At 71.2% G+C, this 12,495-nt stretch carries 7 protein-coding genes; all 7 read left to right on the top strand.

Annotated features, from left to right (window positions below; all coding sequences use genetic code 11):
- Nucleotides 1-6 precede the first annotated feature (6 nt).
- The 7 genes from purL (at nucleotide 7) to FHP08_RS05280 (ending at nucleotide 12,490) form a co-directional block, all read left to right on the top strand.
- Complete coding sequence (gene purL / locus FHP08_RS05250; RefSeq protein ID WP_147703276.1) at nucleotides 7-4,065, top strand: phosphoribosylformylglycinamidine synthase; 4,059 nt, start codon at nucleotides 7-9, stop codon at nucleotides 4,063-4,065.
- Nucleotides 4,066-4,078: 13 nt separating this feature from the next.
- Nucleotides 4,079-5,698 carry an ABC-F family ATPase gene (locus FHP08_RS05255; RefSeq protein ID WP_147703277.1) on the top strand — a complete coding sequence of 540 codons (1,620 nt, stop codon included), beginning with the start codon at nucleotides 4,079-4,081 and terminating at the stop codon, nucleotides 5,696-5,698.
- Between the two features lie 8 nt (nucleotides 5,699-5,706).
- Complete coding sequence (locus tag FHP08_RS05260) at nucleotides 5,707-6,387, top strand: response regulator transcription factor (RefSeq protein ID WP_147703278.1); 681 nt, start codon at nucleotides 5,707-5,709, stop codon at nucleotides 6,385-6,387.
- The gene (locus tag FHP08_RS05265) at nucleotides 6,362-7,699 is read left to right on the top strand and encodes a sensor histidine kinase (protein WP_147703279.1); all 1,338 of its coding nucleotides are present in this window, start codon (nucleotides 6,362-6,364) and stop codon (nucleotides 7,697-7,699) included. Before FHP08_RS05260 ends, FHP08_RS05265 begins: the two co-directional genes overlap by 26 nt.
- A 114-nt stretch (nucleotides 7,700-7,813) precedes the next feature.
- Nucleotides 7,814-9,787, top strand: coding sequence for an LTA synthase family protein (locus tag FHP08_RS05270; protein ID WP_147703280.1), 1,974 nt, complete (start codon nucleotides 7,814-7,816; stop codon nucleotides 9,785-9,787).
- On the top strand, nucleotides 9,784-11,484 hold the full coding sequence (locus FHP08_RS05275) for a phosphoethanolamine transferase (protein ID WP_225879041.1): 1,701 nt from the start codon (nucleotides 9,784-9,786) through the stop codon (nucleotides 11,482-11,484). Before FHP08_RS05270 ends, FHP08_RS05275 begins: the two co-directional genes overlap by 4 nt.
- A 31-nt stretch (nucleotides 11,485-11,515) precedes the next feature.
- Complete coding sequence (locus FHP08_RS05280; RefSeq protein WP_187272176.1) at nucleotides 11,516-12,490, top strand: Gfo/Idh/MocA family protein; 975 nt, start codon at nucleotides 11,516-11,518, stop codon at nucleotides 12,488-12,490.
- Nucleotides 12,491-12,495 lie beyond the last annotated feature (5 nt).

Here is a 12,495-nt window from a genome sequence, read left to right on the forward strand (position 1 = left end):
CCCACCATGTCCGCCTACCTGACGCTCCCGGGACAGCCGGCGCTGTCCGAGTTCCGTCTCTCGCGCCTTCTCGACCGCCTTCGCCAGATCGACGTCCGGGTCGTCGGCATCGATGCGCACTACGTTCACTACGTCTGGGCCGACCGGCCGCTGACCAACGACGAGCAGGCCCGCCTGGTCGCGCTGCTCGATGCGCCGTCGGACCTCGGCGATCGCGGCGCAGGCGCCCGGATCGACGAGCGCGCGCCCCGGCTGTGGGTGGTGCCGCGCATCGGCACCGTGTCGCCGTGGGCGAGCAAGGCCACCGACATCGCGCACAACTGCGGCATGGTCCACGTGCACCGGATCGAGCGCGGCCTGGTCTACGCGATCGAGCCGCGCGGCGGGCTGCTGGCCGGCCTCACCGGCAAGCGCGACTTCGACGCGGCCGACCTCGCGATCCTCGGCGCCGCGCTGCACGACCGGATGACCGAGTCGCTGCTGCTGGCGGCGCCCGAACCGGCCAGGCTCTTCGAGTCCCTGCCCGGCAAGCCGATGCAGCGCATCCCGGTGGGCAAGGAAGGCCGCGCGGCGCTCGAGCGCGCCAACCGCGAGCTGGGGCTTGCGCTGTCCGACGACGAGATCGACTACCTGCTCGAGGCCTTCGGCCAGGCCGGGCGCGACCCGAGCGACGTCGAGCTGATGATGTTCGCGCAGGCCAACTCCGAGCACTGCCGCCACAAGATCTTCAACGCCAGCTGGACCGTCGACGGCGCCGAGCAGGACACCTCGCTGTTCGGAATGATCCGCAGCACGCACGCGGCCAATCCGCGCGGCACCGTGGTCGCCTATTCGGACAACGCGGCCATTCTCGAAGGCGGTCCGGCCAGGCGCTTCCAGTCGCGGCCCGATGGCAGCTACCGGGCCGAACAGGGCCTGATCCACAGCCTGCTGAAGGTCGAAACGCACAACCACCCGACCGCGATCGCGCCATTCCCGGGCGCGGCCACCGGGGCGGGCGGAGAGATCCGCGACGAGGGTGCCACCGGTCGCGGCTCGCGGCCGAAGTTCGGGCTGACCGGCTTCACCGTGTCCAACCTGAACATCGACGGATTCGTCCAGCCCTGGGAGAACGCCGCCGACGTGACCGCGCCGCTCGCCGATCGCGACCCGGCCGCTCCGGAGAGCCAGCGGCCCTACGGCGCGCCGTCGCGGATCGCCACGCCGCTGCAGATCATGATCGAAGGCCCGATCGGCGGCGCGGCCTTCAACAACGAGTTCGGCCGCCCGAACCTGGCCGGCTACTTCCGCACCTACGAGCAGAACGTGGCCGGGCTGGTGCGCGGCTATCACAAGCCGATCATGATCGCCGGCGGGGTCGGCAGCATCGACGCGCGGCACACCGCCAAGCACGGCCTGCCGGTCGGCACGCTGCTCATCCAGCTGGGCGGCCCGGGCATGCGGATCGGCCTGGGTGGCGGCGCGGCCTCCAGCATGGGCGCCGGCACCAACACCGCCGAGCTCGACTTCGACTCGGTCCAGCGCGGCAACCCCGAGATCCAGCGCCGCGCGCAGGAAGTGCTCGACCGCTGCCAGGCGCTCGGCGACGCCAACCCCATCCTGTCGATCCACGACGTGGGCGCGGGCGGCCTGTCCAACGCCTTCCCCGAGATCGTCCACGGCGCCGATCGCGCGGCGCGCTTCGACCTGGCCCGCGTGCCGGTCGAGGAGACCGGCATGTCGCCGGCCGAAATCTGGTGCAACGAATCGCAGGAGCGCTATGTGCTCGCGATCGCGCCGGAATCCCTGCCGGCCTTCCACGCGATGTGCGAGCGCGAGCGCTGCCCCTACGCGGTGGTCGGCACCGTCTCCGGCGACCGGCAGCTGATCGTCGAGAAATCCGACGGCGGCGGCGACGAGGTCGGCCACCCGGTCGACATGCCGATCGACGTGCTGCTCGGCAAGCCGCCGCGCATGCACCGCGATGGCCAGCGCCGCGCCCGCGCGCTGCCGGCGGTCGACGCCGCCGGTTTCCAGCTGGCCGACATCGCCGAGCGCGTGTTGCGCCTGCCGGCGGTCGCCTCGAAGGCCTTCCTGATCACGATCGGCGACCGCAGCGTGGGTGGCATGAGCTCGCGCGACCAGATGGTCGGCCCCTGGCAGGTGCCGGTGGCCGACTGCGCGGTCGGCCTGGTCGACTTCGAGTCTTGTCGCGGCGAGGCGCTGGCCATGGGCGAGCGCACGCCGCTGGCGGTCATCGACGCGGCCGCGGCCTCGCGGATGGCGGTCGGCGAGGCCATCACCAACATCGCGGCCGCACCGATCGAGGCGATCGACGCGATCAAGCTCTCGGCCAACTGGATGGCCGCCTGCGGCGATCCGGCCGAAGACGCCGACCTGTTCGACGCGGTGAACGCCTGCGCGTCGATGTGCCGCGAGCTCGGCATCTCGATCCCGGTCGGCAAGGATTCGCTGTCGATGCGCACCGTCTGGGACGAGGCCGGCGAGCGCCGCGAAGTGCGCGCCCCGACCTCGCTGATCGTCACCGCCTTCGCGCCGGTGACCGATGCGCGCCGCGTGCTCACGCCGCAGCTGCAGGCCTCCACCGACACCGCGCTGATCCTGCTCGACCTCGGCCAGGGACGGCAGCGCCTGGGGGGTTCCGCGTTCGCGCAGGTCACCCAGCAGATCGGCGGCGAGTCGCCCGACGTGGCCGAGCCGGCGCAGCTGGCGCGCTTCTTCTCGGCGATCCAGGCGCTGAACGCCGAGGGCCGGCTGCTGGCGTATCACGACCGCTCCGACGGCGGCCTGTTCGCCGCCGTCTGCGAGATGGCCTTCGCCGGGCGCTGCGGCGTGGCGGTCAACCTCGACCTGCTGACCATCGACCCGCATTCGGCCGACTGGGGCGACTACAAGATCCGCCCCGAGCAAGTCTCGGTGCAGCGCGACGAGCTCACCCTGAAGGCGCTGTTCAACGAGGAACTGGGCGCGGTGATCCAGGTGCCCGCGGCCGAGCGCGACGCGGTGATGGGCAAGCTGCGCGAGCTTGGCCTGTCCGCGCACGCGCACACGATCGGCAAGCCGCAGGACAAGGACGAGATCGCCTTCTACCGCGACGGCAAGTGCATCTGGAGCGCGCCGCGCGCGCAGCTGCAGCGCACCTGGACCGAGACCAGCCACCGGATCGCCGCGCTGCGCGACAACCCCGACTGCGCGAAGGAAGAGTTCGACCGCCTGCTGCGCGAGAACGACCCCGGCCTGCACCTGAAGCTCGCCTTCGACCCGGGCGAGGACGTGACCGCGCCCCTCGTGGGCAAGGGCGCGCGCCCGCGCGTGGCCATCCTGCGCGAACAGGGCGTGAACAGCCACATCGAGATGGCGGCGGCCTTCGACCGGGCCGGCTTCGAGGCCTTCGACGTCCACATGACCGACCTGATCGAGGGCCGTCACGACCTGGCCGGCTTCCGCGGGCTGGTGGCCTGCGGCGGCTTCTCCTACGGCGACGTGCTGGGGGCCGGCAGCGGCTGGGCGCGCTCCGTCTTGTTCAACGCGAAGCTGGCCGAGGCCTTCGCGCGCTTCTTCCAGCGCCCCGACACCTTCAGCCTGGGCGTGTGCAACGGCTGCCAGATGATGTCGCAGCTCAAGAGCATCATCCCCGGCGCGGAGCACTGGCCCGCCTTCCTGCGCAACCGCTCGGAGCAGTATGAGGCGCGGTTGTCGCTGGTCGAGGTGCTGGATTCGCCGTCGCTCCTGTTCCGCGGCATGGCCGGCAGCCGCATCCCGATCGTGGTGGCGCACGGCGAGGGCCGTGCGGCCTTCGCGAGCCCGGCTGCCGCGAAGGCCGCGATCCCCGCGATGCGCTTCATCGATCACGACGGCGCGCCGGCCGCCACCTATCCGGCCAACCCCAACGGCTCGCCGGACGGCCTGACCGCATTCACCACCGCCGACGGCCGGGCCACGATCCTGATGCCCCATCCGGAGCGCGTGTTCCGGACCATCCAGATGAGCTGGCGCGACCCCGCCCAGGGCGAGGACTCGCCGTGGATGCGGATCTTCCGCAACGCCCGCGTCTGGGTCGGCTGAACCAAGAGAAGAGATGCTTTCCACCTCCAACGTCACGATGCAGTTCGGGGCCAAGCCCCTGTTCGAGAACATCACCGTCCGCTTCGGCGAAGGCAACCGCTACGGCCTGATCGGCGCCAACGGATCGGGCAAGTCCACGCTGATGCAGATCCTGGGCGGCGACCTCGAGCCCAGCGCCGGCCACGTCATGCTCGATCCGGGCGTGCGCCTGGGCAAGCTGCGCCAGGACCAGTTCGCCTTCGAGGATCACCGCGTGCTCGACGTGGTCATGATGGGCCACGTGGAGATGTGGGCCGCGATGAGCGAGCGCGACGCGATCTACGCGAACCCCGAGGCCACCGAAGACGACTACATGAAGGCCGCCGAGCTCGAGGCCAAGTTCGCCGAGTACGACGGCTACACCGCCGAGGCACGCGCCGGCGAGCTGCTGCTGGGCGTGGGCATCCCGGTCGACCAGCACCAGGGCCCGATGAGCGCGATCGCGCCGGGCTGGAAGCTGCGCGTGCTGCTCGCTCAGGCGCTGTTCTCGAACCCCGACGTGCTGCTGCTCGACGAGCCGACCAACAACCTCGACATCGACACGATCCGCTGGCTCGAGAACGTGCTGAACGATCGCGACTCCACGATGATCGTGATCTCGCACGACCGGCACTTCCTCAACGCCATCTGCACGCACATGGCCGACCTGGACTACGGCGAGCTGCGGATCTACCCGGGCAACTACGACGACTACATGCTGGCTTCGGCGCAGGCGCGCCAGCGGCAGATGGCGGCCAACGCGCGCGCCAAGGAACGGATCGGCGAGCTGCAGGAGTTCGTCCAGCGATTCGCCGCCAACAAGGCCAAGGCCCGCCAGGCCACCTCGCGCCAGAAGCTGATCGCCAAGATCAAGTCCGAGTCGGTCGAGGTCAAGCCCTCGTCGCGCCAGAACCCCTACATCCGCTTCGAGCAGGCCAGGAAGCTGCACAGGCTGGCGGTCGAGGCCGAGAACCTCTGGCACCGCTACGAACCCGACGGCATGCCGGTCATCGACGGCTTCTCGGTCACGATCGAGGCCGGCGAGAAGGTGGCGATCGTCGGCGCCAACGGCGCCGGCAAGACCACGCTGCTGCGCGCGCTGCTGGCCAACCATCCGGGCGGGCTGATCACCGGCGGCGGCAGCGCCAGATGGGCCGAGAACGCCGACGTCGGCTACATGGCGCAAGACGTGTACCCGGACTTCGAATCCCAGGACACGCTCACGGACTGGATCGGCCGCTACACGCAGGCCGGCGACGACGACCAGGCGGTGCGCGGCATCCTGGGCCGGCTGCTGTTCTCGGGTGACGACGTCATCAAGCAGGTCAAGGTGCTGTCGGGCGGCGAGAAGCACCGGATGAGCTTCGGCCGGCTGATGCTGGGCCGGCACAACGTGCTGATGATGGACGAGCCGACCAACCACCTCGACATGGAATCCATCGAGTCGCTGCAGCTGGCGCTCGAGAAGTTCGAGGGCACGCTGTTCATCGTCTCGCACGACCGCCAGTTCATCGACGCCTTGGCCACCCGCGTGCTGGTGGTGCACGGCAACGGCAAGATCACCGACTGGCGCGGCGGCTACGAGGAGTACCTCGACTCGATCGGGGTGCAGTAGACCGGCCCATGGCGCGCATCCTGGTCGTCGAGGACGACCCCGTGATCGGGGCCAACGTCTGCGATTTCCTGCAGGACAGGGGGCACCGCTGCGACTGGGCGCCGGACGGCTTCGTGGCGATGGCGCTCGCCGCCCGCGAGGCGCCCGAGGCTGTCGTGCTGGACCTGAACCTGCCGCGCCTGGATGGCCTGACCTGGTGCCGGCGCTTCCGCGAGGAAATCGGCAGCGACGCCCCGGTGATCATGCTGACCGCGCGCGACGAGCTCGAGGACAAGCTCGCCGGCTTCGACGCAGGGGCCGACGACTACCTGGTCAAGCCCTTCCAGCTTCCCGAGCTCGCGGTGAGGCTCGCCGCGCTGTTGCGCCGCGCCCAGGGCCGGCCGTCCACCGAGAGCCTTCGCGCGGGCCGCCTGCTGGTCGACCGCGCCGGCCGCCGGGTGCAGGTCGATGGCACCGAGGTGCGGCTCTCTCCCAAGCCCTTCCGGCTGATCGAGCTGCTCGCGGAGCGGCCCGACAGGATCTTCGGCCGCGAAGAGCTCGAGCAGGCCATCTGGGGCGAAGAACGGGAGCAGGGCGACGCGCTGCGCACGCTGGTGGCCGCGACCCGCCGGGCCTTCGCGCAGGCGGGCTGCGACTTCGATCCGATCCGCACCTTGCACGGCCATGGCTACCGGCTCGCCGCCGACTGAAACTGCGCCCCGCACGCACCGGCCCTCGCTGCGCCGGCGGCTGGCCGCCGTCTTTGCCGGGCTGGCGCTGCTGATCGCGCTGGCTCAGGCGAGCCTCGTCTGGTTCGTCAGCTATCACGCCGAGGAGGCGATGATCGACCGCATCCTCGCCGGGCAGCTCGAGCGCAGCATCGTCGTGCACCGCCAGCAGCCGGGACTGGCCGCGCCGAACACGCCCGACATGAGCCTGTACGTGGTCCACGACGGCGACGCGGCGGCCGAGGCAGCGCTGCCCGCCTGGCTGCGAAGCCTGCCGCGGCGGGCGGGCGGCTACGAGCTCCGTCCGGGGGAGGACCTCGAGTACCACGTGGCGATCGAACGCGACGGCGATGCCTGGTTCTTCCTCGTCTACGACGTGGCCGAGCACGAGACCCGGCAGCACAACGCGATCGCCGCGCTCGCGCTCTCGGTGCTCGCGATCGGCGCGCTCGCGCTGCTGCTGAGCGGCCGGATGGCCGGCCGCCTGACCCGCGACCTGCAGGGCCTGTCCGACGCGGTCGGCCGCCCCCAGGACGAGGCCGAGCGCCCGGCGCGGCTCGACGCGATCGCCGCGCATGCCGAGACCGCCCGCCTGGCCGGCGCGCTCGACGCCTATCGGGACCGCCTGGTCGAGATCCTGGCCCGCGAGCGCGCCTTCACCGCCGCCGCCAATCACGAGTTGCGCACGCCGCTGATGCGCGCCGGCTCCTCGCTCGACCTGCTGCGCGCCGGCGAGCTCGACGAGCGCCAGCGCCGGCTGGTGGACACCGTGCAGGCCAGCCTCGACGAGATGACGATGCTGACCGTCGCGTTGCTGCGCGTGGCGCGTGGCGGGAGCGCCGAGGCCGCGAGCGAGATCGGCATCGATCGCCTGGTCGCCGAGGTTCTCGGCCACCTGGCGGCGGAAGCCAGGGCACGTGGCATCGCCCTGGGCTCGGAGGTCGAGGCCGGCGCGGTCGTGAGGCTGGATCGCAGCGCCCTGTGGATCGTGCTCGCCAACCTGGTGCGCAACGCGGTCCGGCACAGCGGCGGCACGCGGGTGCGCGTCGACTGGCGCGACAGCGAGCTGGTCGTCGATGACGATGGCATCGGCATCGGCGGCGGCAGCGGCAACGGACCGGGCAGCGCCCCCGCCGACGGCAGCAGCCAGGCCCCAATCCGGCCGGACAGCGAAGGCCTCGGGCTGGGACTCTCGATCGCCCAGCGGATCTGCGACGCGGCCGGCTGGCAGCTCGCGCTCGAGCCGCGCCCCGGCGGCGGCACCCGAGCCAGGGTGCGTCTGGCGAAGGCCTGAACCTGGCCGGCCGCGACTGACGGCCGCGCCCTCACGAATTCCTCACGAAACCGCCGCGCGAAGCTCATCGCGCCGGTGCCAGCATCGCGGCTTCGATTCCGATCGTGGTCCCTGATGCAACGCATTCTCCGGCTTCGCTCCCATCCCGCGCTCGAGAGCGCCTGGCTGATCTGGCTGGTCATGGTCGCCACAGCGACGGCGACGCGCGTCGTGCTGGCCTCGCTGGCCTGGCAGGACATCGATCTCTCGCCAGGGGCCATCCTGGACATCCTGCTGCGCGGCACGGCGGCCGACGCGCTCTTCGCCTTCGCCTGCGCGGCGCCCGCCCTGTTCGTCGGCGCGCTCGCGCATCGAAGCCGTCCGCCGGGGCTGCTGCGTCGCGGCTGGCGGCTCGCCGTCACGACCGGCGTCGTGGCGGCGGTCGGCTTCTCGGCCATCTCGGAGATCCTCTTCTGGGAGGAGTTCGGCGCGCGCTTCAACTTCATCGCGGTCGACTACCTGATCTACACGAACGAGGTAATCGGCAACATCGTCGAGTCCTACCCGGTCGGCCCGATCCTGGCGGGCCTCGGCAGCGCGGGGCTGCTGCTGGCATGGCTGCTCGGGCGGCGCTCGAGGCGGCTGCAGGCCGCCGCGATGCATCGCGGATGGACCTTGCCCCTGCGGGTGGGTGTCGCGACGCTGGCCGCGGTTTCCATGATCGGGGCAGGGCGCCTCGCGCTGGCGATCGACGGCTCGATCGGCAATGCCACTGCGCTGCGCGCCAACGCGGTCGACCAGGAGATCGCGCGCAATGGCGGCGTGGCCTTCCTTGCCGCCCTGCGCGACAACGCGCTGTCGTTCCGCCGCTTCTACGCGATGCTCGACCCGCAACAGGCCGCCGCGATCGCCGGCGCCTGGCCGCGCCGGCGACACCCGCACGATGCCGGCGCGCGCCCGAAGCATGTGGTCGTCATCCAGGTCGAGAGCCTGAGCGCGAGCTTTCTCGGCAGCTTCGGCAACAAGCAGGGGCTCACGCCGAAGCTCGACGCGCTGGCGCGCGACGGGCTGCTCTTCACCGAGCTCTATGCGATCGGCACGCGCACCGTCCGGGGGCTCGAGGCCCTGTCGGTGGGCCTGCCGCCGCTGCCCGGCCAGTCGGTGGTCCGCCGCCCGGAGGGCGAGGGCGTGCTCACGCTCGGCGCGGCGCTTCGCCAGCAGGGCTTCGAGACGAGCTTCCTCTATGGCGGCTACGGTTACTTCGACAACATGAACGGCTTCTTCGCCGGGAACGGCTACAAGGTGCTGGACCGGACCTCCATTCCCGACGATCGGGTCGGCTTCTCGACGATCTGGGGCGTGTCCGACGAATACCTGTTCGACTTCGCGCTCGAACAGATCGATCGGACGGTGGCAGGCGGCAAGCGCCAGTTCTTCCACCTGATGACGACCTCGAACCATCGTCCCTACACCTATCCGGACGGTCGCATCGACATCCCGTCCAGGACCGGGCGCGATGGCGCGGTCAAGTACACCGACTGGGCGATCGGCCGGTTCATCGAGCAGGCCCGCGGCCGGCCGTGGTTCGACGACACGCTGTTCGTGATCGTTGCCGATCACTGCGCCTCGGTGGCCGGCAAGACGCGCATTCCGCCCGACCGCTACAAGATCCCGGCGCTGTTCTACGCGCCGCGCTACGTCCGGCCGGCGGTCCACGACAAGATGGCCAGCCAGATCGACCTGGTGCCGACCCTGCTGTCCTGGCTGGGCATCGACGATCATGGGCGGTTCTTCGGCGAGGACCTGCTCTCGCCCGACGCGGTCGAGCGCGCCTGGCTCGGCAACTACCAGGAGGTCGGGCTGCTGACCCCGGGCGCGAACGGCACGCGCGACCTGGTGGTGCTCGCACCGAAACAGAAGGTCACGCAGTACCGGATCGATGCCGACGGCAGCGCCCGCGCCGTGCCGGTGGACCCCCACAGGGCCGACCGCGCGATCGCCGACTACCAGCTCGCCGACGCGCTGCTTCGCGACCACCGGTTGCGCGCCACGCAACCGGTGGTCGACCCGACGCATGCCAGCCTGGACCAGCCGGGAGTCGTTCGATGAGCGCCGCGCGACCGCAGCGCGCCACCGGAATGTCCCGGAGTCTCGTCACCGTCTGGGGGCTGGTGCTCTGGCTCACCGTGGCCGGCAACCTGCCGCTCTGGCAAAGGCTGCACGAGCTGGCGGGCGGATCGTCGCGCCAGTTCGTGATCTTCGCCGGCATCGGCCTGATGGTGGCGGGCGGTACCGCCGCGCTGCTGTCCCTGCTCGCCTGGCCGCGACTGTTCCGGCCGACGGCCAGCCTGCTCGCCGTGATCGCCGCCGCGAACAGCCACTTCATGTGGCAGTACGGCGCCGTGATCGACAACACGATGCTGGCCAACGTGATCAGCACCGACGTGCGGGAGGCGCGCGACCTGATGTCCTGGTCGCTTCCCGCGACCGTGCTGCTCGTTGCCGGCCCCGCCCTGTGGTGGATCTGGCGACGGCCGCTGCCGCAGCGTCGCTGGTTCGAGCGGGCCTGGCGCAACGCGGTCGGCGCACTGGTCGGGGTCGCGGTGGCGGCCACTGCGGTCCTGCTGGGCTTCCAGGATCTGGCTCCCGTGGTCCGTGAGCAGAAGTCGCTGCGCTACATGGTGAATCCGCTCAATGCCGTCTATGCCGGCGCCCGGCTGGCGGCCGACCAGCTTCCGGCGCAAGCCAGCGCGCTCCAACCGGTGGGCGTGGACGCAAAGCTCGGTCCCGGTTACGCCGCGCGGCGCAGCCCGCCGCTGCTCCTGCTCGTGGTCGGCGAGACCGCGCGCGCCCGGAGCTGGGGCCTGAACGGCTACGCCCGCCAGACGACGCCCGCGCTCGCGCGTTGGCAGGAAGCGGGCGAACTGGTCAATTTCAGCCAGGTGAGCGCCTGCGGCACCAACACCCATGTGTCGGTGCCCTGCATGTTCTCGCCGCTCACCCGCGAGCAGGGCGGCGACCGGACGGCGGTGCACGAGAACCTGCTCGACGTCCTGAGCCGCGCGGGGCTCGCCGTGCTCTGGCTCGACAACCAGGCCGGGTGCAAGGGCGTCTGCGCGCGGGTGCCCAGCGTGCGCGTGCTGGACGAGCCGGTGGCCGGCCTGTGCGATGCCGGCGAGTGCTTCGACGAGGCGATGCTCGACGGGCTGGACCGCCGGATCGCGGCGCTGGATCCCGAAAGGCGGGCACGCGGCGTGGTCGTGGTCATGCACCAGATGGGCAGCCACGGGCCCGCCTACTACAAGCGCACGTCGGCCGACCGCAAGCCCTTCCAGCCGGAGTGCACGAGCAACATGCTCTCCGACTGCCCCGCGGAGCATGTGATCAACGCCTACGACAACACGATCGCGGCCACCGACCGCTTCCTCGATCTCGCCCTGGCCTGGCTGAAGAATCGCGCCGACAGCGGCGCCAACGACACGGCGATGCTCTATGTGTCCGACCACGGCGAGTCGCTGGGCGAGGGCGGGCTTTACCTCCACGGCGTGCCCTGGTCGATCGCGCCGGCCGAGCAGACGCATGTGCCCATGGTCGCCTGGCTGTCCGCAGGAATGCAGGCGCGTGGCGGCACGCGGATGGACTGCCTGCGCCAACGCTCCGCCGCGCCGCTGTCGCACGACAATCTCTTCCATTCGGTGCTCGGCCTGATGGACGTCAGCACGACCGCCTACGATGCGACGCTGGATGCGCTGCTGCCCTGTTCGGCGCAACGGCCAGCCGCCGTGGCGCTCGCGCCCCGTGGATAATGGCGCCTCGACCTCCGGACAGGATTCCCCGATGAGCCACGGCATCGCAGTGATCGGACTCGGCGTGATCGGGCGCCGCATGCTCGACCAGACCCGCCACCGGAACGACCTGAAGGTCGTTTCCGCCTGGGACATCACCGACCGGGCCATGCGCTCGGCGGCGGCCGATTTCCCGGAGGTTCCGCTCGCCGCGAGCGCGCGTGCGGCGATCGAGGCCCCGGGCGTGGACATCGTCTACGTGGGCACGCCGCCGGCCTTCCACCGCGAGTACGTCGAGATGGCGATCGCCGCCGGCCGCAAGGTCTTCTGCGAGAAACCGCTGGCGGTGAGCCTCGTCGACGGCGAGGCGATCGTTCGGGCGCTCTCGACGTCGGCAACCGCGAATGGCGTGAACTACGTGTTCGCCTCCGCGCCGGCGGTCGCGGCCATGGAGTCCCGGCTGCGGGCAGGCGCCATCGGCAGCCCGCGCCAGGCAGAGATCCGGCTGTTCTTCTCGCGCTGGCCGCGCGACTGGCAGGCGAACGCCGGCTGGCTGGCCTGGCGGGAAGAGGGCGGATTCGTGCGCGAAGTGCTGTCGCACTACGTGTACCTGCTGCGCCGCCTGCTCGGGCCGGTCGCGATCGAGGCGGCGGCCATCGGGTGGCAGGAAGACCCGGCCCTGTGCGAACGCTCGGCGCTGGCGCGGCTGTCCTGCGGCGGCGTGCCGGTGCTGGTCAGCGCCTCGGCCGGCGCGGCCGGGCCCGACGTCGTCGAGTTCACGCTGCGCGGCGATGCCGGCGCGCTGCGCCTGGAGAACTGGTTCGAGCTGTCGGCGAGCGACGGCAAGCGCTGGACGCAGTTGCCGCACGGCGGGCTCGGTGCGGACCGTCCCGATCCGCGCACGGCCGCTTACCAGTCGCAGCTCGACAGCCTCGCGCAGCTGGCGCGCGGCGAGCCCCAGCCGATTCCCGACGCCGCGGTCGCGCTCGAGGTGCAGAAGACGATCGAGGCGCTGCTGGCGTCCTGAAAGAG

The sequence above is a fragment of the Zeimonas arvi genome, assembly GCF_008039575.1.
GTDB classification, from domain to species: domain Bacteria; phylum Pseudomonadota; class Gammaproteobacteria; order Burkholderiales; family Burkholderiaceae_E; genus Zeimonas; species Zeimonas arvi.

Coding starts and splice junctions, on each gene's coding strand:
- purL (WP_147703276.1), top strand. CDS start 7: ATGTCCGCCTACCTGACGCTCCCGGGACAGCCGGCGCTGTCCGAGTTC.
- FHP08_RS05260 (WP_147703278.1), top strand. CDS start 5,707: ATGGCGCGCATCCTGGTCGTCGAGGACGACCCCGTGATCGGGGCCAAC.
- FHP08_RS05270 (WP_147703280.1), top strand. CDS start 7,814: ATGCAACGCATTCTCCGGCTTCGCTCCCATCCCGCGCTCGAGAGCGCC.
- FHP08_RS05265 (WP_147703279.1), top strand. CDS start 6,362: ATGGCTACCGGCTCGCCGCCGACTGAAACTGCGCCCCGCACGCACCGG.
- FHP08_RS05280 (WP_187272176.1), top strand. CDS start 11,516: ATGAGCCACGGCATCGCAGTGATCGGACTCGGCGTGATCGGGCGCCGC.
- FHP08_RS05275 (WP_225879041.1), top strand. CDS start 9,784: ATGAGCGCCGCGCGACCGCAGCGCGCCACCGGAATGTCCCGGAGTCTC.
- FHP08_RS05255 (WP_147703277.1), top strand. CDS start 4,079: ATGCTTTCCACCTCCAACGTCACGATGCAGTTCGGGGCCAAGCCCCTG.